19 protein-coding genes are annotated in these 22,835 nt (G+C 73.9%); 10 read left to right on the forward strand and 9 right to left on the reverse strand.

Translation table 11 applies throughout. The features are described from left to right. The first annotated feature begins 223 nt into the window (after positions 1-223). Together ACWDBB_RS32685 and ACWDBB_RS32690 are read left to right on the forward strand one after the other, a co-directional pair. A complete protein-coding gene (locus ACWDBB_RS32685) occupies positions 224-631 on the forward strand; it encodes a YciI family protein (RefSeq protein WP_449793029.1) in 408 nt (135 codons plus the stop codon). A gap of 8 nt (positions 632-639) precedes the next feature. Next, positions 640-1,797: an RNA polymerase sigma factor gene (locus tag ACWDBB_RS32690; RefSeq protein ID WP_449793053.1), complete on the forward strand. Its 1,158-nt coding sequence runs from the start codon at positions 640-642 to the stop codon at positions 1,795-1,797. Positions 1,798-1,835: 38 nt separating this feature from the next. On the opposite strand, the gene ACWDBB_RS32695 is transcribed toward ACWDBB_RS32690, so the two are convergent. From ACWDBB_RS32695 to ACWDBB_RS32715, 5 genes are all read right to left on the reverse strand, one after another. Then, positions 1,836-3,170, reverse strand: a complete 1,335-nt coding sequence (locus tag ACWDBB_RS32695) for a DUF58 domain-containing protein (protein ID WP_449793030.1) — start codon at positions 3,168-3,170, stop codon at positions 1,836-1,838. A 109-nt stretch (positions 3,171-3,279) separates the two neighbouring features. Continuing rightward, entirely contained in the window at positions 3,280-4,290 is a 1,011-nt protein-coding gene (locus tag ACWDBB_RS32700) for an AAA family ATPase (RefSeq protein WP_449793031.1), read from the reverse strand. Next, entirely contained in the window at positions 4,287-5,513 is a 1,227-nt protein-coding gene (locus ACWDBB_RS32705) for a DUF4350 domain-containing protein (protein ID WP_449793032.1), read from the reverse strand. Before ACWDBB_RS32705 ends, ACWDBB_RS32700 begins: the two co-directional genes overlap by 4 nt. Next, entirely contained in the window at positions 5,510-6,229 is a 720-nt protein-coding gene (locus ACWDBB_RS32710) for a DUF4129 domain-containing protein (protein ID WP_449793033.1), read from the reverse strand. Before ACWDBB_RS32710 ends, ACWDBB_RS32705 begins: the two co-directional genes overlap by 4 nt. A 5-nt stretch (positions 6,230-6,234) precedes the next feature. Continuing rightward, entirely contained in the window at positions 6,235-7,416 is a 1,182-nt protein-coding gene (locus tag ACWDBB_RS32715) for a glycerophosphoryl diester phosphodiesterase membrane domain-containing protein (RefSeq protein ID WP_449793034.1), read from the reverse strand. Between the two features lie 298 nt (positions 7,417-7,714). On the opposite strand from ACWDBB_RS32715, the gene mtrA reads away from it, so the two are divergent. The 3 genes from mtrA to ACWDBB_RS32730 all read left to right on the forward strand — a co-directional run bounded on the left by mtrA (position 7,715) and on the right by ACWDBB_RS32730 (position 12,360). After that, the gene (gene mtrA / locus ACWDBB_RS32720) at positions 7,715-8,392 is read left to right on the forward strand and encodes an MtrAB system response regulator MtrA (RefSeq protein WP_030247322.1); all 678 of its coding nucleotides are present in this window, start codon (positions 7,715-7,717) and stop codon (positions 8,390-8,392) included. Between the two features lie 70 nt (positions 8,393-8,462). Continuing rightward, positions 8,463-10,499: an MtrAB system histidine kinase MtrB gene (gene mtrB / locus ACWDBB_RS32725; protein WP_449793054.1), complete on the forward strand. Its 2,037-nt coding sequence runs from the start codon at positions 8,463-8,465 to the stop codon at positions 10,497-10,499. Then, entirely contained in the window at positions 10,474-12,360 is a 1,887-nt protein-coding gene (locus ACWDBB_RS32730) for an LpqB family beta-propeller domain-containing protein (RefSeq protein WP_449793035.1), read from the forward strand. Before mtrB ends, ACWDBB_RS32730 begins: the two co-directional genes overlap by 26 nt. A 93-nt stretch (positions 12,361-12,453) precedes the next feature. Here the strand turns inward: ACWDBB_RS32730 and ACWDBB_RS32735 are convergent, their stop codons facing one another. Continuing rightward, positions 12,454-13,182, reverse strand: a complete 729-nt coding sequence (locus tag ACWDBB_RS32735; RefSeq protein ID WP_449793036.1) for a ComF family protein — start codon at positions 13,180-13,182, stop codon at positions 12,454-12,456. A 369-nt stretch (positions 13,183-13,551) separates the two neighbouring features. Here ACWDBB_RS32735 and hpf point away from each other — a divergent pair, with 369 nt between their 5' ends. Further along, positions 13,552-14,247 (forward strand): ribosome hibernation-promoting factor, HPF/YfiA family, encoded by a 696-nt coding sequence (hpf, locus tag ACWDBB_RS32740; RefSeq protein WP_449793037.1) that lies wholly within the window; start codon positions 13,552-13,554, stop codon positions 14,245-14,247. Between the two features lie 224 nt (positions 14,248-14,471). After that, positions 14,472-15,224, forward strand: a complete 753-nt coding sequence (locus tag ACWDBB_RS32745; RefSeq protein WP_449793038.1) for a response regulator — start codon at positions 14,472-14,474, stop codon at positions 15,222-15,224. A 60-nt stretch (positions 15,225-15,284) separates the two neighbouring features. Here ACWDBB_RS32745 and ACWDBB_RS32750 read toward each other — a convergent pair whose 3' ends face one another. Then, the gene (locus ACWDBB_RS32750; protein ID WP_449793039.1) at positions 15,285-16,490 is read right to left on the reverse strand and encodes a winged helix-turn-helix domain-containing protein; all 1,206 of its coding nucleotides are present in this window, start codon (positions 16,488-16,490) and stop codon (positions 15,285-15,287) included. Between the two features lie 69 nt (positions 16,491-16,559). After that, complete coding sequence (locus tag ACWDBB_RS32755; RefSeq protein WP_449793040.1) at positions 16,560-17,117, reverse strand: GNAT family N-acetyltransferase; 558 nt, start codon at positions 17,115-17,117, stop codon at positions 16,560-16,562. Positions 17,118-17,374: 257 nt separating this feature from the next. On the opposite strand from ACWDBB_RS32755, the gene secA reads away from it, so the two are divergent. Further along, positions 17,375-20,137: a preprotein translocase subunit SecA gene (gene secA, locus ACWDBB_RS32760; RefSeq protein ID WP_449793041.1), complete on the forward strand. Its 2,763-nt coding sequence runs from the start codon at positions 17,375-17,377 to the stop codon at positions 20,135-20,137. A gap of 101 nt (positions 20,138-20,238) precedes the next feature. On the opposite strand, the gene ACWDBB_RS32765 is transcribed toward secA, so the two are convergent. Further along, on the reverse strand, positions 20,239-20,841 hold the full coding sequence (locus tag ACWDBB_RS32765; RefSeq protein WP_449793042.1) for an Rv3235 family protein: 603 nt from the start codon (positions 20,839-20,841) through the stop codon (positions 20,239-20,241). Between the two features lie 664 nt (positions 20,842-21,505). Between ACWDBB_RS32765 and ACWDBB_RS32770 the strand changes: the two genes are divergently transcribed. After that, positions 21,506-22,015 carry a DUF6912 family protein gene (locus tag ACWDBB_RS32770; protein ID WP_392880869.1) on the forward strand — a complete coding sequence of 170 codons (510 nt, stop codon included), beginning with the start codon at positions 21,506-21,508 and terminating at the stop codon, positions 22,013-22,015. 47 nt (positions 22,016-22,062) lie between these two features. Beyond that, on the forward strand, positions 22,063-22,719 hold the full coding sequence (locus ACWDBB_RS32775; RefSeq protein ID WP_449793043.1) for an HAD family hydrolase: 657 nt from the start codon (positions 22,063-22,065) through the stop codon (positions 22,717-22,719). Positions 22,720-22,835 lie beyond the last annotated feature (116 nt).

Raw genomic sequence — 22,835 nt, forward strand, 5'->3', positions numbered from 1 at the left:
ACTGCAGGGGGGACCCTGTGGGAGAGTAGGACGCCGCCGAACAATTCTTCTGAAAAGCCCCTGATCCATTCGGATCAGGGGCTTTTCGCATTTCCCGGCCAAGCCGGCGGCAGACGGTCGAAAAGATCTTGGCCGACCATGTCGAGAACCCGTGCCTGGCACCGTCCCCGGGGTACAAGCGGCCCAAATGGGGCGCACGGCTCCGAGGACCGAGGAGAAGACGATGGCCAGGTACCTGCTGCTGAAGCACTACCGGGGCGCCCCGGACGCGGTGAACTGCGTGCCGATGGACCAGTGGGCGCCGGAGGAGGTCACGGCGCACATCACGTACATGCAGGACTTCGCTGACCGGCTGGAGAAGACCGGCGAGTTCGTCGACGGTCAGGCGCTCGCGCCGGAGGGGACGTGGGTCCGGTACGACGGTGAGGGGCGGCCGCCGGTCACCGACGGTCCGTTCGCCGAGACCAAGGACCTCATCGCCGGCTGGATGGTGATCGACGTGGACAGCTACGAGCGCGCCGTCGAGCTGGCCGGGGAACTGTCGGCCGCCCCCGGGGCCGGCGGCAAGCCGATCCACGAGTGGCTGGAACTGCGGCCGTTCCTGGCCATGCCGCCGACCATCACGGAGTGACCGCTCCGATGGACGAGGCCCTGCTGAGAAGCCTCACCCCGAGCGTCATCGGTGTCCTCGTCCGCCGCGGAGCAGACTTCGCGGCGGCCGAGGACGCCGTGCAGGAGGCGCTGGTCGAGGCGGTGCGGCTCTGGCCCGCCGAGCAGCCGCGCGATTCCAAGGGCTGGCTGGTCACCGTGGCCTGGCGCAAGTTCCTGGACGCGACCCGGTCGGACGCCGCCCGCCGGCGCCGGGAGGACCTGGTGGACCGGGAGCCGGAGCCCGGGCCCACGGCCGCCGTGGACGACACGCTGCAGCTCTACTTCCTGTGCGCCCACCCGTCGTTGACTCCCTCCTCGGCGGTGGCGCTGACCCTGCGGGCGGTGGGAGGGCTGACCACCCGCCAGATCGCCCGGGCCTACCTGGTGCCCGAGGCGACCATGGCGCAGCGGATCAGCCGCGCGAAGCGCACCGTCTCCGGGGTCCGGTTCGATCAGCCGGGGGACGTCGCCACCGTGCTCCGGGTCCTCTACCTGGTCTTCAACGAGGGCTACTCCGGGGACGTCGACCTCGCGGCCGAGGCCATCCGGCTCACCCGGCAGCTCGCGGCGGTGATCGACCACCCCGAGGTGGCCGGATTGCTGGCCCTGATGCTGCTGCACCACGCCCGACGGGCCGGCCGGACGGCGCCCGACGGTGCGCTGGTGCCGCTGGCCGCGCAGGACCGCGGCCGGTGGGACACCGGACTGATCGCCGAGGGCGTCGGGATCCTCCAGGCGGCGCTGGCCCGGGACCGGCTGGGCGAGTTCCAGGCCCAGGCGGCCATCGCGGCGCTGCACGCCGACGCGCCGACCGCCGAGGAGACGGACTGGGTGCAGATCGTCGAGTGGTACGACGAGCTCGTCCGGCTGACCGGGAGTCCGGTGGTGCGGCTCAACCGTGTGGTGGCGGTCGGTGAGGCGGACGGGCCGCGCGCCGGGCTGAGGGAACTCGCGGAGCTGGACGCGGCGTTGCCGAGGTACGCGGCGGTGGCGGCGTACCTCCACGAGCGCGACGGGGACCTGGCGGCGGCGGCCCGGTTGTACGCGGAGGCGGCGCACAAGGCCCCCACGCTCGCCGAGCGTGACCATCTGACCCGTCAGGCCGCCCGGCTCAACACGGGCCTGAAGGAACGTCGGACGGGCTGATGGGTTTTGCCGGGGCCACCAGAGCCGCCCGGCGGCCCTCAGAGCCGCCCGGCGGCCTTCAGTGCGAGGTAGGTGTCGGCCAGGGCCGGGGCGATCCGGGCCGGCGGGGCGTCCAGCACGGTGACGCCGTGGCGGGTGAGGCGCTCGGCGGTGGCCCGGCGGTCGGCGCGGGTCTGCTCGGCGGCCGCCGCGCCGTACACCGCCTCCAGGGTGCCCCGCCCGGCGGCGAGGACGTCGAGCCGGGGGTCGGCGACGGAGGCGAGGACGACCTCGTGGCGCTTGGTGAGCATCGGCAGCAGCGGGCGCAGGCCGTCCTCGACGGGGGCCGCGTCGAGGCCGGTGAGCAGTACGACGAGTGAGCGGTGTGGCGCCATCTTGAGTGCGGTGGCGACCAGGGAGCGCATGTCGGTCTCGTGGAGTGCGGGTTCCAGGCCGGCCATCGCGTTGGTGAAGGCGGGCAGCACCTCGTGGGCCGAGCTGCCGGCCACCGCAACGCGCTTGCGGGAGTCGTGGGCGAGCAGGTCGACCCGGTCGCCGGCCCGGGTGGCGAGGGCGGTGAGCAGCAGGGCGGCGTCGAGGGCGGCGTCCAGGCGGGGTGCGTCGCCGACCCGGCCGGCGGAGGTGCGGCCGGTGTCGAGGACGACGAGGATGTGCCGGTCGCGTTCGGGGCGCCAGGTGCGGACGGCGAGGCCCCCCGCGCCGGCGGCCGTGTTCGCTGCGCGGCGGGCGCTGGCCCGCCAGTCGATGGAGCGGATGTCGTCGCCTGGCAGGTACTCGCGCAGGGAGTCGAACTCGGTGCCCTGGCCGCGGGTCAGCACCGAGGTGCGGCCGTCGAGTTCGCGCAGCCGGGCGAGCCGGGAGGGCAGGTGCTTGCGGCTGGTGAACGGGGGCAGGGCGCGGACCGTCCAGGGGACGAGGTGCGAGCCCTGGCGGCCGGCCAGGCCGAGCGGGCCGAGCGAGCGGACCGTCACCCGGTGGGCGTGGTGGTCGCCGCGGCGGGTGGGGGCGAGCACGGTGGTGATCCGGCGCCGTTCGCCGCCGGGGAGGGCCAGGGTGTGCCGGGAAGCGGTCTCGGCGGTGCCGGGGCGCCAGGCGGACGGGGCCCAGGCGTCGCGCACCAGGCCCCGGAGCGGGCGTTCGGAGGGGTTGGTGACGGTCAGTTCGACGGTGGCGGGTTCGCCGAGCCGGACGGTGGTGTCGCCGCCCCGACCGAACCGCAGGCCGCGGACGGGGGCGGCGAGCACCAGGTCGACCGCGACGGCGATCAGCACCGCCCCGGTGACCAGGCCGATCCCGGTCCAGGACGGCAGCAGCAGGCCCACGACGAGCGCGCCGAGTGCGGCAAGCAGGGCGGTTCGCCCGGTGAGGGCCATGCGGTGCGCTCCTTCGGAAGTCCGTGGGTCTGAGACCGGTGGGTCGAAAGTCCGTCGGCCGGGGGGCCGGAACGGGGGCGGTGGTGCGGTGCGGCGGGGTGTGCCGGGGTCAGCGCGGCGCGGGCGTCTGGGCGAGGACGGCCTGGATGACGGAGTCGGCGGTGACGCCCTCCATCTCGGCCTCGGCGCGCAGCGCGACCCGGTGCCGCAGGGTCGGCAGGGCGAGCGCCTTGACGTCGTCCGGGGTGACGTAGTCGCGGCCGGCCAGCCAGGCCCAGGCGCGGGAGGCGGCGAGCAGGGCGGTGGCGCCGCGCGGGGAGACGCCGATGGACAGCGACGGGGACTGCCGGGTGGCCCGGCAGAGGTCGACGATGTAGGCGAGGACCTCGGGGGAGACGGTCAGCCGGGCGATCTGCTCGCGGGCCGCGGTGAGGTGCTCGGGCCCGGCGACCGGGCGGACGCCGGCCGCGCCGAGGTCGCGCGGGTCGAAGCCGGCGGCGTGCCGGGAGAGCACCTGGAACTCCTGGTCGCGGTCGGGCAGCGGCAGGATCAGCTTGAGCAGGAAGCGGTCCAGCTGGGCCTCGGGCAGCGGGTAGGTGCCCTCGTACTCGACCGGGTTCTGGGTCGCGGCGACCAGGAACGGGACGGGCAGCGCGCGCGGTACGCCGTCCACGGTGACCTGGTGCTCCTCCATGGCCTCCAGCAGGGCGGCCTGGGTCTTCGGCGGGGTGCGGTTGATCTCGTCCGCGAGCAGCAGGTTGGTGAAGACCGGGCCGGGCTGGAAGGAGAACTCGGCGGTGCGGGCGTCGTAGACGAGCGAGCCGGTGACGTCGCCGGGCATCAGGTCGGGGGTGAACTGGACGCGCTTGGTCTCCAGGCTGAGCGCGGTGGACAGGGTGCGCACCAGCAGCGTCTTGGCGACGCCGGGGACGCCCTCCAGCAGCACGTGGCCGCCGCAGAGCAGGGCGACGACCAGGCCGGTGACGGCGGCGTCCTGGCCGACCACGGCCTTGCCGATCTCGGCGCGCAGGGCGGTCAGCGCGGCGCGCGGGTCGGTGGCGGGGGTGGCGGGTGCCGTGCCGGGGACGGAGCGCAGCTGGGCGGTTGCCTGGTCGGTCACGGGTTCCGTACCTGCCTTTCGAGGGCGTCGAGGTCGTCGGCGAGCCGCAGCAGCGCGGCGTCGTCGGTCGGGGGCGGGCCGTACAGCAGGGCCCGGACGTCCCCGGCGGGCCGGTCGGGCAGCCGGTCGGCCACGGCGACGCAGAGCGCGTCGGGGTCGGGTGCGCCGGCCCGGAGCGGGACGCCCAGGGCGGGGGCGAGGCGGTGGGCGGTGGCGCGGCGCAGCGCCTCGGCGGCGCGGCCGCGGGCCTTGGCCCGGCGGTACAGGCGGGCGCGGCCCTCGGTGGTCTCGGCGGCGCGGACCACCACGGGCAGGTTCTCGCTGACCACCGGGCCGAGCCGACGGCCGCGCCAGAGGGCGGCGAGCACGGCGGCGACGGCGAGCTGGCGGGCGGCCCAGCCCCAGCCGCTCGGCAGGTAGTCCTCGAAGGTCCTGGTGCGGGCCCCGTCGGGGACGGGGGCGGAGTAGTCGGGCAGGTGCCAGGTGAGGCGGGGCTGCGAGCCGAGCAGGCCGAGCGCGAGGGAGGCGTCGCCGTCCTTGGCCAGTTCGCTGTTGTGCAGGAAGCTGCCGCTGCCGAGCACGATGACGTCGCGGTCGCCGTCGGCGGCCGGGAGGCTGACCAGCGGGTAGCCGTGGCCGCGCGGGTAGCAGCCCTCGCCGCGGCTGCCGCTGGTGTAGAGCATGCCGCCCTGCTGGGCGCTGCCGGCCCGGACGGCCTCGGTGAGCGAGCACTCGGCGGGGGTGGAGCGGACGGCGGCGTACGGCGGTCCGCCCGCGTCGTCGGACAGCCGGATGCCGGGGGCGAGCGTGGTGAGCGCGGCCGGGCCGGGGGCGACCAGCACCAGCCGCCGGTGCCGGGCGGCGGCGACGGCGCGCAGCTGGGCGGGGCTGAGCAGGTCGGGTTCGGGCAGGACGAGGGTGTCCTGGCCGGCCGGGGCGGTGGTCGGGTCGGTGGTGAACTCGGCCTTGAGGCCCTGGCGTTCGAGCAGGGCGAGGGCGGCGTGGGTGCCGTCGCGGTCGTACGAGCGCGGGTCCAGCGGCGGGTAGCGGCGGTCCTCGCCGAGGCTGGACACGGCGGCGGCGCCGATCAGCAGGGCGGCGAGGACGGCCAGGTACCAGCGGGAGCGGCGCCACAGGCCGCGCGCGGTGGGGGAGAGGCTGGTCGGGGCGTCGGCGGGTGTTCCGGGAACCGTGGCTTCGGGGGCGGGGACGGTGCCGGTCATGCCGCTCCTCCCGGGGTCGAGGCCGGGGCCGGGGTCGACGCGGGGGCGGGGGCTCCGGCGGCGTCGGGGGTGAGGACCGGGCGGGTGTTCTCCAGCGTCCGGTCGAGTTCGTGCAGCAGCCGGTACGCGTCCTGGTCGGCGGTGCGCTCGCCGTACGCGATGTCGTCGAAGGTCCGGGCGGCCGCGGCCAGCGCGGCGGCGTGCTCGGGCAGTGCCCGGCCGGCCTCGGCGGCGGCCTCGTCGGCGGTGCGGCCGGGGCGGGTGTCGAGCAGGGTGCGCTCCTCCAGGCCGCGCACCAGGGCGCGCATCTGCTCGCGGACGGCCTGGGTCCAGCGTCCGGCGGCGGCGTGTGCGGCGGCGTCGGCCCGGTACTGGTCGGCGCTGCGCGGGCCGTCGGCGCCGTACACGTCCTGGACGGTGCGGGCGGCGCGGCGGGGCGCGCCGAGGCGCCACCAGAGTGCGACGCCGATCAGCACCGCGACGATCAGGAAGAGGATCAGTCCGGTGGTGCCGGTGGCGCCGTCGCCGGAGATGCTGTCGAGCGCCCTGGCGATGTGGTCGTAGAACCAGTCCGTGATCCGTTTCAGGACGGACGGGTCGTGCTTGTGGTACTCCGCGTCGAGCAGCTCGTCGCGGGCGGCCTCGCGCGCCGGGTCCCGGGGCACGGTGACCGGTGCGCCGCCCGCGGCGAGGAGCCCTTCCCCCCAGTCAGGCATCCGGCTCAGCGCCTCGCCGGGCTCGGGTCGCCCGGTCCGCCCCGGCCGGTGCCGTCGTGCTCGGGCAGGCCGGCCGCGCGGGCGAGCTCGATGTCCAGGGCCTCTCGGCGGATCCGCTGGTCGATGTAGACCAGCACGCCGACGGCGGCGATGAACGGGGTGGTGAAGGTGCCGGCGATGATCCCGGCGACCGCGAGCAGCAGCACCATGGCGATGCTGCGGTCGGCGCTGTCGGGCAGGCCCTGGTCGTTGAGGCTCTCGAAGCCCAGCGCCAGGCCGAGGAACTGGAAGGGGACCACGACGACCATCGCGACGACGAGCGCCAGCACGTGGCCCAGCAGGTTGATGCCGAGGACCCGCCACCAGGCGCCGCGGACCAGGCGCCACGAGCGTGACAGCGCCGTCAGCACGCCCTGCTTCTCCAGCATCAGGGCGGGGGCGGCGAGGCTGAAGCGCATGTAGAGCCAGACGGCGACCGGCACCGTCAGCAGGCCGACCAGGGTGAGCAGGCCGACGATCGCGGGGGTGTCCTGGCCGGCGGCGAGGTAGCCGAGCAGCGGGGTGAAGCCGAGCAGCGTCACGCCGGGGCCGACCAGCGCGGTCAGCAGGGTCAGCCCGAGCAGCTGCAGCAGCCGGGGACGGGCGTCGCGCCAGGCCTCCCCGGCGGTCACCGACCGGCCGAGGACGGCGCGGCTGACCACGATGGTGAGCAGCGCGGTGGCGATCACGTTGAGCAGCAGTTCCAGCGGCAGGCCGACCAGCAGTCGCAGGCTCTGGGTGGCCTCGCCGGTCTTGCCCTTGACCAGCAGGTTGACCAGGACGTTGCCGGCCTGGGCGACCACGGCGAAGCCGAGCGAGAGCGCGAGCGCGGTGCGCCAGTGCCGGCGCACGGTGGTGACGGCACCGTCCAGCAGCTCGCCGAAGCTCAGCGGGCGCAGCGGGATGACGCCGGGCTTGGGGCCGGCCGGGGCGCCCCAGCCGTACGGGCGGTGGCCGCCGGGAGGCTGCTGCCCCCACTGCTGCCCCCACTGCGGTCCGGGGGCGCCGGCCGGGCCGGTCCAGCCGGGGGTGGCCTGCGGTGGTGCCGACGGCCCGGGCACGGCGGCGGGCGCGTCGGCCGGGGGCCGGGCGTCGTCGCGGGGCGGCTCGGACGAGCTGGGCGAGGCCCAGCCCGGGGTGTCGGTCATCACTGCTCCTCGGAGGGCGTCACGGGCGCGACTGCGAACGGATCTTCCGTCCGCGCGCAGCGCCCATCGTGCCATGGGGCCGGAATTCGGCCCCATGGCGATCCGGTTGCTGATCGGCAACGGTCCTCCGCGCCCTGCCGGGTGTGGGCCGCGGGCGGGGTCGGCAAGGGGCCGCGGGCGGTCCCGGCGGGCACATTCGCCCGGTATGGCCGGAATGCACCGGTGGGGGAGTTGGCCGTTCTGGAGCATTGGCACTGCTGTGCGGCAGGTCACAATCCGGTAATGAGAAGATGGACGCATGAAGGGACGCGTCCTCGTCGTTGATGACGACTCCGCACTGGCCGAGATGCTCGGCATCGTGCTGCGTGGTGAGGGTTTTGAGCCGTTTTTCGTCGCGGATGGGGACAGGGCGCTAGCAGCGTTCCGGGAGACCAAGCCCGACCTCGTCCTGCTCGACCTGATGCTGCCCGGCCGGGACGGCATCGACGTGTGCCGACAGATCCGGGCGGAGTCCGGCATCCCGATCGTGATGCTGACCGCGAAGACCGACACGGTCGACGTCGTGGTGGGCCTGGAGTCGGGCGCCGACGACTACGTCACCAAGCCGTTCAAGCCCAAGGAGCTGGTGGCCCGGGTGCGCGCCCGGCTGCGCCGCGCCGAGGAGCCCACGCCCGAGCAGCTGACCATCGGCGACCTGGTGATCGACGTGGCCGGCCACTCGGTGAAGCGGGACGGCCGGGGCATCCCGCTGACCCCGCTGGAGTTCGACCTGCTGGTCGCACTGGCCCGCAAGCCCTGGCAGGTGTTCACCCGCGAGGTGCTGCTGGAGCAGGTCTGGGGCTACCGCCACGCGGCGGACACCCGCCTGGTCAACGTCCACGTGCAGCGACTGCGGTCCAAGATCGAGAAGGACCCGGAGCGCCCCGAGATCGTGGTGACCGTCCGTGGCGTCGGCTACAAGGCCGGACCCAGCTGACGTGACGGACCGGGCAGACGACACCCCGTCGGGTTCCGCGACCGACGGGGCCGGCGCGGTGCGCGGTGACGTGCTGAGTTCGACCACCCGCCGCCGACGGGGCCCTTCCGCGGTGGCCGCACTGGTGAGGCGTCAGCTGCGCCGCCCCACGCACCGGGTGGCCGCGCTGTACCGCCGGTCGATCCAGCTGCGCGTGGTCGCGGTGTCCCTGCTGGCGTCCATCGCGGTCGTCGTGGTGCTGGGCGTGGTCGTGGTGGCGCAGGTGCGCAACGGCCTGCTCGGCACCAAGACGGACGCCGCCCGCGCGCAGGCCCGGATCGGCTTCCAGGTCGAGCAGAAGAAGATCGACGAGGCCAACGACCAGAAGCTGCGGGGCACCGCCGACCCGACGGTCAGCGAGGTCGGCACCTGGCTGCTGCGGCAGGTCAACGACCTGGCCGGGAGCGGGCAGACGGTCTACTCCGTGATCGCGATGGCCCCCGGCACCGGTGCCGTCGTCCCCGACACCGCGGGCTTCGCGCCGCGCTACTCGGGCGACATCCAGCCCAGCAGCATCCCGGACTCCCTGCGGGCCAAGCTGCTCGCCGAGCCCAACCAGATGTTCGACCAGCCGACCCGGATCTACCGATCGCCCGGGAGCGACGTCAAGTCCGAGCCCGGGCTGGCCCTCGGCATGCAGTTCGACGGCCCGGCCGGGACGCCGTACCAGATGTTCTACGTGTTCTCCTTCGGCCAGGAGACCGACACCCTCAACCTGGTCACCGGCACCCTGGCCACCGCCGGGGTGTTCGTGGTGATCCTGATGGGCGGCATCGCCTGGGTCGTGGTGCGCCAGGTGGTCACCCCGGTCCGGATGGCCGCCGGGATCTCCGAGCGGCTCGCCGACGGGCACCTGGAGGAGCGGATGAAGGTCACCGGGACGGACGACATCGCCCGCCTCGGGGAGTCCTTCAACCGGATGGCCAACGCCCTCCAGGCGCAGATCCGCCAGCTGGAGGAGCTGTCCAGGGTGCAGCGGCGGTTCGTCTCGGACGTCTCGCACGAACTGCGCACCCCGCTGACCACGGTCCGGATGGCCGCGGACCTCATCTACGACAGCCGCGAGGACCTGGACCCGATGGCGGCCCGCTCGGCGGAGCTGCTGCAGGGCCAGCTGGACCGCTTCGAGTCGCTGCTCGCCGACCTGCTGGAGATCAGTCGCTTCGACGCGGGCGCCGCGATCCTGGACGCCGAGCCGGTCGACCTGCGTGAGATCGTCGCCCGGGTGGTCGAGGCCGCCGACCCGCTGGCGCAGGCCAAGGGCAGCGCCGTGGTGATCCGCGGCGACGGCGAGCCGGTGCTGGCCGAGGTGGACTCCCGCCGGATCGAGCGGATCCTGCGCAACCTGGTGGTCAACGCGCTGGAGCACGGCGAGGGCCGCGACGTGGTGGTCCGGCTGGGCTCGGCGGACGGCGCGGTCGCGGTCGGCGTGCGCGACTACGGCATCGGCCTCAAACCGGGCGAGGCGTCCCGGGTGTTCCACCGCTTCTGGCGGGCCGACCCGTCCCGGGTGCGGACCACCGGCGGCACCGGCCTCGGCCTGTCGATCGCCGTCGAGGACGCCCACCTGCACGGCGGCTGGCTCCAGGCCTGGGGCGAGCCCGGTGGCGGCTCGCACTTCAGGCTCACCCTGCCGCGCACCCGCGGTGGCGAGATCACCCGGGCGCCGTTCCGGCTGGAGCCGGAGGACTCCCGCAACAACCGGGGGCTGGGCGCGCAGGGCACGCCGTACCGGCGGGCGATCAGCCCGTCCGGGGCCACGGCGTCGGCCGCCGTCGACGAGCAGGCGGAGACGCCGGAGAGCGCGGGCGGCGGCCTCGGCAGCGGGCTCGGCGGGGTGCTGAACATCGGCCCCGGGCTGGGCCGGAGCCGGCTGCCCGAGGGGCCGCGTTCGGACCCCTCGGACGTACGGACGGCCGCCGGGTACGGGGCCACCGGGGCCCAGGTCATGGTGGACCCGACGGCCGGACGGCCGTCGGTGGCGCAGCGGACGGCGGAGTCGGACGTGACGGGCGGGACGAGGGACGCGGAGGGGTCGCAGCGTGCGAGGGACGAGCAACAGGACTGAGCCGCGGCTCCTCGCGGCGGTCGGCGGGCTGCTCGGCGCCCTGGTGGCGAGCGGCTGCGCGGCGATGCCGGATTCCGGCGGCATCACCAAGGTGGAGCTGTCCCAGGGCTCGGCGGACAAGAACCTCCAGGCCCGGGTCTACCCGGTGGCGCCCGGGAAGGGCGCCAAGCCGCGCGAGTTGCTGACCGGGTTCCTGGACGCGGTGACCGCCGACGAGGGGTACGACACCGCGCGCAAGTACCTCACCGAGAGCGCCGCCGCGGAGTGGAAGCCGGAGGCGGAGCTCCGGGTGCTCTCGTCCACGACCATCCCGGACGTCCCGGACGTCACCGACGCGGACACGGTCTCGGCGTCGGTGACCGGGCAGCTGGTCGCCGGTGTCGACGAGAAGCACTCGTTCGAGCTGGTCACCGGGCAGAACAACGTCTCGTCGCCCTTCACCTTCGTCCGGAAGGACGGCGAGTGGCGGATCGACAAGCTGCCGCCCGGCGTGATCATGAACGAGACCAATTTCCGGAACAGCTTCCGGCAGGTCGAGCGGTTCTTCTACACCACGCCGGACCCGTCGGCGGCGGCCAGCGGGAACGCCGGCCAGGAGGTGCTGGTCGCCGACCCGATCTACCTGCGGCGCCGGACGGACCCGCTGACCTCGGCGGCCCAGGCGGTGGCCGACGGGCCCTCGACGTGGCTCTCGCAGGCGGTCCGGACGGCGTTCCCGAGCGGTGTCCGGGTCGAGCGGGTGACCATCGACGACAGCAAGACCGCCCACGTGCAGCTCGGCTCGACCGACCTCGGCGAGGCGACGGCCTGCCGGCGGATGGCGAACCAGCTCTTCTACACCCTCGCCGACCAGGGCAAGGGCCTCGACAAGCTGGAGCTGAAGGGGCAGCGCGGTTCCTGCACCGTCCGCCGCGGCGAGGAGCCGCTCGTCGGCCCCGGTGCCCTGGTCGGGCCGTCGTCCGCGACGCAGTACTACCAGCGTGCCGACGGCGCCCTGGTGGCGACTGACGAGGGACGCCCCGGGGACCCGGTCCGCGGCATCCTCGGCAAGCCGCAGTCGAACACCAAGCCGCCGCTCGGCGCCTTCGCGGTCAGCCGCAGCGGCACCCAGGCCGCGGCGATCAGCGAGGACGGCCACCAGGTCTACTCGCTGCCGCTGTCGGACAGCACGGTGGCCATGGGCGAGCCGGTGCTCACCTCGCCGGCCAAGGGCGGCGACAAGGAGGACGGCTTCGCCTCGCCCAGCTGGGACGGCCGCGGCGACCTCTGGGTGGTGGACCGCAACAAGCAGGGGCCCCGGGTGGTGATGGTGCGCGGCGCCAAGTCGTACACCGTGCCGGTCGAGGGGCTGCTGACCGGGCAGACCGTGCAGGGGATGAAGATCGCCTCGGACGGTGTCCGGGTCGCCCTGGTGGTCAAGACCCCGGGGGTGACCAGCCGCTCGCTGCGGTTCGGACTCGTGGTGCACGGCGGCACCCCGCAGGCGCCCACCGTGAAGATCACCGGGCTGCGCCAGGCCGCACCGACGCTCACCGACGTCGCCTCGGTGTCCTGGGCGGAGGCCGACCAGCTGGTGGTGCTCGGCAAGGAGGCCGACCGGACCCAGCAGCTGTACTACATCAGCACCGACGGCTCGCAGAGCACGGACACCCAGCTGCAGAGCGCCGAGACCATGCAGACCGTCGCGGCCTCGGAGTCCCGGGCGGACAGCCTGACCCAGACGCCGCCGGTGCTCGCGATGGGCGAGGTCAAGCAGACGGACGGGAAGCCGAGCGAGCTCAAGGCCTTCCGCCTGGTCAACCACCAGTGGCGGGAAGCCTCGCTGATCGACAAGCCCCGGTCCTTCCTCTACGCGGGCTGACGGCGCGCGCGGGCTGATGACGCGCCGCCCTGCTGACGGCGCGTCCGGGAGGGGCCGTCGGCTCGCCCGGGCAGGCCGCGGCCGCGGCGGTGGTCAGCCCGCCGGGTGCACGGTGGCCGCGACCGTGGCGCCGGCCCGGGCCGGCAGCCCGGCGTCGGCCAGTGCCCGGGCGGCCTCGGCGAGGCTGGCACCGGTGGTCACCAGGTCGTCCACCAGCACCGGGTGACGGCCGGCCAGGCCCGTCGGCCAGGTCCGGACGCGCGGCAGCACGGTGAGCGCGCCGTGGAGGTTGCGGCGCCGTTCGGCCGCGTTCAGCCCGGTCTGGTCGGCCACCGGCCGGGCGTGCCGCAGCAGCGGGGCGGCCCGGACGTCCAGGCCGGACCGGCGCAGCGAGCGGGCGGCCGCCCCGGCCAGCCGCAGCGTCGGATCGTGCCCGCGGGCGCGGACGGCCGAGCGCGCCGAGGGCATCGGGACCAGCAGCAGCGGAGCGGCCCCGGCCCGAGCGCCCAGGGCGGAGCACACCGCCCGGCCGAGGGCCTCGCCCAGCGGCCCGGCCAGCCGTAGCGCGCCGCGCTCCTTGTGGGCGAGCAGCAACTGACGGACCGGGTCGGTGTACGGCGCGGCCGCGTGCGTCCAGGGCAGTGGGGTGGGGACGGGCCGGGCGGTGGCCAGCGCGCGCCGGCAGGCCGGGCAGAGCTGGGTGCGTTCGCTGCCGCAGCCGGCGCAGTCCGCGGGCAGCAGGATGTCCAGCAGCCCGGCCAGTGCGTGGCCGAACGGCCCTTGGGCGGACGGTGGACGGGCGGGGGCGGGGGACGGCGGCACGGCTGCTCCTGGCGGCGGCAGACACGGAGAGTCAGCACACGATGCGCCGTATGGGGGGCGTTGTCCAGGTATTTACCCATACTTCATTCGCCAGAGGGTAGACAGGGTGAACCAGCTTGACCGCCCGACCGCATTATCGGGTCATACCCTCCTTATCGGCTGAGGAGGCGAAAAACCCGTGTGAGGTGTTCGATAAGGCCCAGGGGGTTTCAACCGTCCCTGGTGGGGAGGAAGTGAGGTGAGGGCCAGTCGTTTCCCGCCGCTGGCGGCGGGGGCGGGGGGCCGGCAGTGGATGGGCTGGTCCAGCTGGGTCTCAGCCCGGTCCGGTAGCACCCGGATCGGCGTCAGCACGAGGGATCGGAGTTCTGCGTGGACATCGTCGTCAAGGGCCGCAAGACCGAGGTGCCCAAGAGGTTCCGCGAGCACGTGGCCGAGAAGCTGGAGAAGGTCCAGAAGTTCGACGCCAAGGCCATCAGCCTCGACGTCGAGGTGTCCAAGGAGCACAACCCGCGGCAGGCCGACCGCTCCGATCGGGTGGAGATCACTCTCCGCAGCCGCGGCCCCGTCATCCGGGCCGAAGCCGCCGCCGCTGACCCGTACGCGGCGCTCGACCTGGCCTCGGCGAAGCTCGACGCGCAGCTGCGCAAGTCCGCGGACCGGCGTCGGGTGCACAAGGGCGGCGCGAACGGCCGCACCCCGATCAGCGTCGCCGAGGCGACCGCGGCCCTGGCCGCGCTGCCGGCCACGACGGCGCCGGAGGGCGCGACGAACGGCGCCGTCCGCAAGACCATGATGGGATCCCTGGAAGTGGAGGGCGAAGGCCCGCTGGTGGTCCGGGAGAAGACGCACCCGGCCGCCCCCATGGCGCTGGACCAGGCGCTCTACGAGATGGAGCTGGTCGGCCACGACTTCTACCTCTTCGTGGAGAAGGACAGCGGCCTGCCGAGCGTGGTCTACCGCCGGCACGGTTACCACTACGGCGTCATCCACCTGCAGACCGACCTCGCGGCCGGGCCGGGTGGCGGGGCGGGCGGGGCGATCGGCGGGTCCGACGAGGAGGACTGACCGTCCGAGGAGCGATGGAGGGTGACCCCGGCGGCCGTGGCCGCCGGGGTCACCGGCGTTCGGGGGAGTGGCGGTCCGGCGTCCGGGGAGGGGCGTCGCGAACGGGGCCGCGTCCCGGGCGCAGGGGTCACCCGATGCGGGGGAATCGGCATCGGAGGGTGACCGTGGCGGTGTCGGAGCGTGGAATGATTGGCGCACGACGACCCGCGAAGGGGGAGGAGCGGATGGGGGATCACTTCGGGCTGGGGCCCGGGGTCGGGCCAGGGCTGCCGCCGGGGGCGGAGGACGAGCCCGCGTACGAGCCGCACCGGGGTGAGCCGATCCGCGTGTTGGTGGTGGACGACCACGCGCTGTTCCGCCGGGGACTGGAGATCGTCCTCGCGGAGGAGCCGGACATCAAGGTCGTCGGCGAGGCGGGGGACGGCGCGGAGGCCGTGCTGAAGGCCGCCGACCTGCTGCCCGACATCATCCTCATGGACGTCCGGATGCCGCGCCGCAGCGGGATCGAGGCCTGTACGGCGATCAAGGACGTGGCACCCAGCACCAAGATCATCATGTTGACGATAAGCGACGAGGAGGCCGACCTCTACGAGGCGATCAAGGCCGGGGCCACCGGCTACCTGCTCAAGGAGATCTCCACCGACGAGGTCGCCACCGCGATCCGCGCGGTCGCCGACGGGCAGTCGCAGATCAGCCCCTCGATGGCCTCCAAGCTGCTCACCGAGTTCAAGTCGATGATCCAGCGCCGCTCCGACGACCGGGACCTGGTGCCCGCGCCCCGGCTCACCGACCGGGAGCTGGAGGTGCTCAAGCTGGTGGCCACCGGCATGAACAACCGGGAGATCGCCAAGGAGCTGTTCATCAGCGAGAACACCGTGAAGAACCACGTCCGCAACATCCTGGAGAAGCTCCAGCTGCACTCCCGGATGGAGGCCGTGGTGTACGCGATGCGGGAGAAGATCCTCGAAATAGGGTGAGCCGGGCGGGATTTGGGGGTGCCCCTGGCAGTCCTGGCGGTCTTGGTGGTCTTGGTGGTCCTAGCGGTCCGCCAGCAGCTTCTCCAGGGCGGGGCGCAGCCGCTCGTCGTGCAGCGCCCCGACCCGCACCTCGTCGCAGCCGACCCAGGAGGCCGCCTCGCGCAGGGCCGCCGCGAGCGCCTCGAGGTGTCGGGCGCCGCTCCCGCGGCCGTCCAGCGAGACCTGCCGGGCGACCAGGGTGCGCCCCTCGCGGGTCGGGTCGACCCGGCCGACCAGCCGGCCGCCGGTCAGCAGCGGCATCGCGAAGTAGCCGTGCACCCGCTTGTGCTTGGGCGTGTAGGCCTCCAGCCGGTGCGTCATGCCGAAGATCCGCTCGGTGCGGGGGCGGTCCCAGACCAGCGAGTCGAACGGCGAGAGCAGCGTGGTGCGGTGGCGCCCGCGCGGGGCGGTGGCGAGGGCGGCCGGGTCGGCCCAGGCCGGGGCCGGGGCGCCGTCCGGGCCCCAGCCGGCCACCTCGACCGGGACGAGCCCGCAGTCGGCGAGCACCGGGTCCAACTGCTCGGCGCGCAGCCGGTGGTAGTCCAGCAGATCGGCCCGGGTGGCCACGCCGAGGGCGGCGCCGGCCTGGGCGGCCAGGGTGCGCACACACTCCTCGTCCGACCTGTCCTGCCCGAACAGGGCGTCCGGGACGGCCTGTTCGGCCAGTGCGTAGATCCGCTTCCAGCTCCGGCGCTCGGTGCAGACCACCTCGCCGAAGGCCAGCGCCCGCTCGACCGCGATCTTGGTGTCGGACCAGTCCCACCACTCGGCCGTCTTCTTGGCGCCGCCCAGCTCGGTGGAGGTCAACGGCCCCTCGGCCCGCAGCTTGTCGAGCACGGCGCGGTACGTCCCGGGCTCGACCCGGCCGCCCCAGAGGTGGCCGCGGTCGCGGTAGCGGCGGCGCCGGAAGGCGAACAGCGGCCACTCCTCGACCGGCAGGATGCAGGCCGCGTGCGACCAGTACTCGAAGGTCGTGCCGCCGCCCCAGTACGCCGCCTCGACGGCCGGGCGGCCGACCGCGCCGAGCCGGGCGTACGGAATCAGTTCGTGCGAGCGGGCCAGCACCGAGATGGTGTCCAGCTGGACGGCGCCCAGGTGCCGCAGCACCCCGCGCACCCCGCCGCGGCGGTCGGGCGCGCCCAACAGGCCTTGGGCGCGCAGGGCGATCCGGCGGGCGTCGTCCGCGCTGAGGACGGCGACGGGGGCGGGGCGGGGGGCGGCGGTCATGCCGGCGAGCGTAGCCCGGGCCACTGACAACGCGGGCCCGGATCGGGCCGAGGGGCGGGGGCCGCGGGCTCAGTCCAGATCGGAGGGCAGCAGGGAGGCGATCCAGGAGTCGTGGAAGACGCCGCGCTGCTCCGCGTACGAGCGCAGGGTGCCCTCGAAGCGGTAGCCGACCTTCTCGGCGACCGCGCGGGAGCCCTCGTTGCCGACGTAGGCCACCCACTCCAGACGGCGCAGGCCGAGCTCCCGCAGGCCGAAGCGGGAGATGGTGCGGGCGGCCTCGGTGGTGTAGCCGCGGCCGCGGAACTCCTTCACGGCCCACCAGCCGATCTCGGCGCAGCCCGGGTCCTGGGGGCGCAGGACGAGGCCCTGGGCGCCGACCAGAGCGCCGGACTCGCGCTCGAACACGCACCAGACCCGGTGCGCTCCGGTGCGCCAGCCGTCGATCGCGAGATCGCGCACGAAGAACTCCGCGTCCTCGCGCCGGTACGGCGACGGGACGACCGTCCAGCGCTGGATCTCGGGATCCTGGCAGGCGGCGAAGACCGCGTCGATGTCGGATTCCCGCGGGGCCCGCAGGACGAGCCGCTCGGTGGTGAGGGTGACAGCTTCGGTGCCGGTTTCTTCCATGAACGGATTATTCGACGGTGCCGGAAAGCGGGCATCCGAATATCCGGCCGGTCCCGCGGGCGGCCAACTCTCCGACCCGCCGACCGTTTTGTCCCGGTGGACGGTGCTATCTGGCCATGTGCTCGCGGGGGTGACACGGGAATACCGTGCTGACGCACCTCCCGGGGGGTTGGACTCCTCGCATACGATGGCCCGTGCGGTGGGGTGGACCCGCCGTGCAGTCGTCCAGTGCCAATACAGGCAAGGAGCCCGCTCACGTGTCCGTCTTCGACAAGATCCTGCGCGCCGGCGAGGGCAAGATCCTTCGCAAGCTGCAGCGGATTGCCGCCCAGGTCAACTCCATCGAAGAGGACTTCGTCAACCTCACCGACGCCGAGCTGCGCGCACTGACCGACGAGTACAAGCAGCGGCTCGCGGACGGCGAGAGCCTGGACGACATCCTCCCCGAGGCGTTCGCCACCGTCCGTGAGGCCGCCAAGCGCGTGCTCGGCCAGCGCCACTACGACGTCCAGCTGATGGGCGGCGCGGCCCTGCACTACGGCTACGTCGCCGAGATGCGCACCGGTGAGGGCAAGACCCTCGTCGGCACCCTGCCCGCGTACCTGAACGCGCTGACCGGCAAGGGCGTCCACCTGATCACCGTCAACGACTACCTCGCCGAGCGCGACTCGGAGTGGATGGGCCGGGTGCACCGCTTCCTGGGCCTCGAAGTCGGCGTGATCCTGGGCAGCATGACGCCCGCCGAGCGCAAGCGGCAGTACGGGATGGACATCACGTACGGCACCAACAACGAGTTCGGCTTCGACTACCTGCGCGACAACATGGCCTGGTCGCAGGACGAACTCGTCCAGCGCGGCCACAACTTCGCGGTCGTCGACGAGGTCGACTCGATCCTGATCGACGAGGCCCGCACCCCGCTGATCATCTCCGGCCCGGCGGACCAGGCGACCAAGTGGTACGCCGACTTCGCCAAGCTGGTGCTGCGCCTGAAGATCGATCGCGACTACGAGGTCGACGAGAAGAAGCGCACCGTCGGCATCCTCGAGGAGGGCGTCACCCGGGTCGAGGACTACCTGGGCATCGACAACCTCTACGAGTCGGTGAACACCCCGCTGGTCGGCTTCCTGAACAACGCCATCAAGGCGAAGGAGCTGTACAAGCGGGACAAGGACTACGTCGTGATGAACGGCGAGGTCATGATCGTCGACGAGCACACCGGCCGCATCCTGGCCGGGCGCCGCTACAACGAGGGCATGCACCAGGCGATCGAGGCCAAGGAGGGGGTGGAGGTCCAGAACGAGAACCAGACCCTGGCCACCATCACCCTGCAGAACTTCTTCCGCCTGTACGACAAGCTCGCGGGCATGACCGGTACCGGCACCACCGAGGCCGCCGAGTTCCACCAGATCTACAAGCTCGGCGTGGTGCCGATCCCGACCAACAAGACGCCGCTGCGCATCGACCAGCCCGACCTGATCTACAAGTCGGAGCCGGCCAAGTTCGCCGCCGTGGTCGAGGACATCGCCGAGAAGCACGAGAAGGGCCAGCCGGTGCTGGTCGGCACCGTGTCGGTCGAGAAGTCCGAGTACCTGTCGCAGGAGCTGCGCAAGCGCGGCATCCCGCACGAGGTGCTGAACGCCAAGCACCACGAGCGCGAGGCGCAGATCGTCGCGCAGGCCGGCCGCAAGGGCGCCGTCACCGTCGCCACCAACATGGCCGGCCGCGGCACCGACATCATGCTGGGCGGCAACGCCGACCACCTGGCCGCCGCCGAGCTGGCGCAGCGGGGGCTGACCCCGACGGACACCCCGGAGGAGTACGAGGCCGCCTTCCCGGCCGCGCTGGAGAAGGCCAAGGCCTCGGTGAAGGCCGAGCAGGAGGAGGTCAAGGAGGCGGGCGGCCTCTACGTCCTCGGCACCGAGCGGCACGAGTCCCGCCGGATCGACAACCAGCTGCGCGGCCGCTCCGGCCGTCAGGGCGACCCGGGCGAGTCCCGCTTCTACCTGTCGCTGGGCGACGACCTGATGCGCCTGTTCAAGGCCGGCATGGTCGAGCGCGTGCTCTCGATGGCGAACGTGCCCGAGGACGTGCCGATCGAGTCCAAGATGGTCACCCGCGCCATCGCCTCCGCGCAGACCCAGGTCGAGCAGCAGAACTTCGAGATCCGCAAGAACGTCCTCAAGTACGACGAGGTGCTCAACCGTCAGCGCGAGGTCATCTACGGCGAGCGCCGCCGGGTGCTGGAGGGCGAGGACCTCCAGGAGCAGGTCGGCCACTTCATGGACGACACCGTCGAGGCGTACGTCCGCGCGGCCACCGGCGAGGGCTACGAGGACGACTGGGACCTGGACAAGCTCTGGACGGCGCTCAAGCAGCTCTACCCGATCACCCTGGACCTGGACGAGCTGGAGGAAGAGGCCGGCGGCCGGGCCGGGCTGAGCCCCGAGTTCCTGATCAAGTCCATCCAGGAGGACATCCAGGCGCAGTACGGCGCCCGCGAGGACCAGCTGGGCGAGGAGATCATGCGCGAGCTGGAGCGCCGGGTCGTGCTGTCGGTGCTGGACCGCCGTTGGCGCGAGCACCTCTACGAGATGGACTACCTCCAGGAGGGCATCGGCCTGCGGGCCATGGCGCAGCGCGACCCGCTGGTCGAGTACCAGCGCGAGGGCTTCGACATGTTCACCGCGATGATGGAGGGCATCAAGGAGGAGTCCGTCGGCTACCTGTTCAACCTGGAGGTCCAGGTCGAGCAGCAGGTCGAGGAGGTCCCGGTCGAGGACGCCCAGGTGGTGCTCGACAAGCTGGAGAAGGACGCCGCCCGCCCGGAGATCAAGGCCAAGGGCCTGGAGGCCCCGAAGCCGCAGCGGCTGCACTACACGGCCCCCTCGGACGAGGTCGGCGGCGGTGTCATCGAGGGCGACTTCGAGGACCTCGCGCCGGAGGACGAGGGCGACGGGCTGACCCGCGCCGAGCGCCGCAAGGCCGCCAAGTCGGCCAAGGGCCGCCGCCGCAAGGGCTGAGCCGGCCGCCGGACACCAGTCAGGACGCCACGCAGGGCGCCGTTCCCGGACCGGGACGGCGCCCTGCGCCGTTCCGTACCGCCGGGGCTGCGACGGGGTGCTCACCGGGCCTCCACGGCGGTGCACTGCCACTGCCCGGCCGGGCCGCGCTGCTCCAGCCGGAAAGCGACCATGTGGTGCCGCCGGCCGAGGTCGACCCGCACGCAGGCCTCGACCGCGTCCGGGGAGGGCGAGCGGTCGTGCACCGGCCCGAGCCGGGGGCGGTCGGCGGGGCCCCCGCGGCGCAGGGCGCCGGCCCGGACCAGTGAGGCGAGCTGCCCGTAGCCGGCCAGGCTGGTGTGCCGCGCCAGCTGGCCGGAGGGCCGGGCGCCGGTGAGCACCTCGACCAGCCGGTGGGCGAAGCGGGCGGCCAGCGCGCCGGGGTCGGGCCCGGGCGCGGGCGCGCCGGTGCAGGCGGAGCGCGGGTGGCGCGGCCGACGGCCGGCCGGGTCGCAGCCGGTGGCGCCGCGCGGTCGGCGGTGCGGGCGGGCGGTGAGCCGGGCGTCGAGGTCGGAGCCGAGGTGGGCGGTGGGCCGGGCGGTGGGCTGGACGCTGGGGCGGGCGGTGAGCCGGGCGTCGAGGTCGGAGCCGAGGTGGGCGGTGGGCCGGGCGATGGGTTGGACGCTGGGGCGGGCGGTGGGGTGGGCGGTGCAGCGGACGGTCACGGTGGTGGCTCCTGGATTGGGTGGTGCGGGTACGGACGGGATCAGGCTGGAGGTGTCCCGCGCGCGGCGGCAACGGGTTTCCGGGCCGGTGGGGGCGGGCTTTCGAATTCACCTATCCGGGTGAGGCGGCCAGTGCGGCGACGGGGCGGACGGGCCGTCCGCGGGCGCCCGGTTGACGTGCGGGGACGGCCCGTACGGTCCTAAAGGGGACGCTCCGGCTGGGCGGACCGGGTGGCGGCACCCGGCCGCCGCATCGCGCCGTACCGGCCCGGCGCGCACCATCGGAGCCTGACCGGGAGCGGACGGCCGGGCTCCCACGACGAGGGGCGGCCGGTACGACGACACGGGTGACGCCGGCCCCGGCGGCCGCGGGCACCGCCCCGCCCGCCGCGGGGGCTCCCCGGTACGGCCTGGTGCTGGGCGGCGGCGGGATGCCGGCGCGGCCTGGACGGTCGGCGCGCCGTGCGCCGTCGAGGAGGCCACCGGAGGGCGGCCCGACGGGGCCGGCGTCCTGCTCGGCACCTCGGCGGGCGCGGTCCTCGCCGCGAGCGCCCGCCTCCGGACCGGAGGTGATCACGGGCGTCCCCGCGGCGCTTATTCTTGGGGCGCTGGACAATCTGTGCCGCTGGACGAACCCCGCTGGACGAACCGGAGAGTGCCACCGATGCGCGTGTACGTGCCCACCACCCTGACCGGCCTGGCGGCGGCGCACGAGGGCGGCGCCCTGGAGCAGTCCGCCGCGTACGCCGTGACGCCCGCGCTGCGCGAGTGGTACGTCAGCGACGACCTGGAGGAGCTGGAGTACGCGGCGCTCAACCGGGCCGCGCAGTCCTCGCTGCGGCTGCTGGCCGCCGACCCGCAGGCCCCGTGCCGCCGGGTCGTGGTGGCGCTGGACGTGGCCGACGCGTCGGTGCGGCCCTTCCCGGGTGACGAGTACCAGGACCAGGCCTCGCTCGGCCGGGTGGTGCTGGCCGGCCCGGTGCGGCTGGCCAAGGCGGCCGCGGTGCACGCCGACGTGGCCGACGACGAGGTGGTCACGGACGTCGCCGCGGCGGTGGCGGCGGTGGCCGCGGCCGACGCGGGCGACCAGGACGCCCAGTTCACCGTGGACGGCGCCGAGGACCACGACCTGCTCTGGTACGCGACCCAGGAGATCCCCGCCCTGCTCGCGTGAGTTCCGCCCTACCGGCGTGTCGCCCGTCCGGGTTACCGTTTCACCCCGTGCGCACTCACATCGTTTGGGACTGGAACGGCACGCTCTTCCACGACATGGAGGCCGTGCTCGGGGCGAGCAACGCCGCGTTCGCGACCATCGGCATCGGGCCGATGAGCCTCCAGGAGTACCGCGAGCAGTACGAGATCCCGATCCCCCGCTTCTACGAGCGCCTGCTCGGCCGGATGCCCTCCACGGAGGAGTGGCTGCGGCTCGACGACGCGTTCCACGACAGCTACCGGGAGCTCAGCCGGGCCTGCGGGCTGACCGAGGGCGCGCGCGAGCTGCTGGACGGCTGGCGGGACGCGGGGAACAGCCAGTCGCTGCTGTCGATGTACGAGCACGAGAGGCTGGTGCCGCTGGTCGACACCTTCGGCCTGACCGGCGGGTTCCTGCGGGTGGACGGCCGCAGCGGCCCGTCCGGCGGCCAGAAGGCGGAGCACCTGACCCGGCACCTGGCCGCGCTCGGCGAGCGGGTGGACCCGGCCCGTACGGTGCTGATCGGCGACGCAGCGGACGATGCCCTGGCGGCGCTGGCCGCGGGCGCCCGCGCGGTGCTCTACACCGGCGGTTCGCACACCCGGGAGAAGCTGGAGCCGGTCGGCGTCCCGGTGGTGGACAGCCTGGCCGAGGCGGTGGAGCTGGCCGGCCGGCTCAGCGGCTGAGCGCGCGGGGGCTGCCCGCGGACGGCGGACGTGGCAGGCGCCACGTCCGCCGTCCGCGTGTCTGAGCGGGCGGATCGGGCTCCGGCTGGTCAGGCTGGTGTCACACCCGACCAGCC

This window comes from Kitasatospora sp. NPDC001095, assembly GCF_053598615.1.

Coding starts and splice junctions, on each gene's coding strand:
- ACWDBB_RS32685 (WP_449793029.1), top strand. CDS start 224: ATGGCCAGGTACCTGCTGCTGAAGCACTACCGGGGCGCCCCGGACGCG.
- ACWDBB_RS32695 (WP_449793030.1), bottom strand. CDS start 3,170: ATGGCCCTCACCGGGCGAACCGCCCTGCTTGCCGCACTCGGCGCGCTC.
- ACWDBB_RS32745 (WP_449793038.1), top strand. CDS start 14,472: ATGGGGGATCACTTCGGGCTGGGGCCCGGGGTCGGGCCAGGGCTGCCG.
- ACWDBB_RS32755 (WP_449793040.1), bottom strand. CDS start 17,117: ATGGAAGAAACCGGCACCGAAGCTGTCACCCTCACCACCGAGCGGCTC.
- ACWDBB_RS32705 (WP_449793032.1), bottom strand. CDS start 5,513: ATGACCGGCACCGTCCCCGCCCCCGAAGCCACGGTTCCCGGAACACCC.
- mtrA (WP_030247322.1), top strand. CDS start 7,715: ATGAAGGGACGCGTCCTCGTCGTTGATGACGACTCCGCACTGGCCGAG.
- ACWDBB_RS32715 (WP_449793034.1), bottom strand. CDS start 7,416: ATGACCGACACCCCGGGCTGGGCCTCGCCCAGCTCGTCCGAGCCGCCC.
- ACWDBB_RS32750 (WP_449793039.1), bottom strand. CDS start 16,490: ATGACCGCCGCCCCCCGCCCCGCCCCCGTCGCCGTCCTCAGCGCGGAC.
- ACWDBB_RS32770 (WP_392880869.1), top strand. CDS start 21,506: ATGCGCGTGTACGTGCCCACCACCCTGACCGGCCTGGCGGCGGCGCAC.
- ACWDBB_RS32710 (WP_449793033.1), bottom strand. CDS start 6,229: ATGCCTGACTGGGGGGAAGGGCTCCTCGCCGCGGGCGGCGCACCGGTC.
- ACWDBB_RS32690 (WP_449793053.1), top strand. CDS start 640: ATGGACGAGGCCCTGCTGAGAAGCCTCACCCCGAGCGTCATCGGTGTC.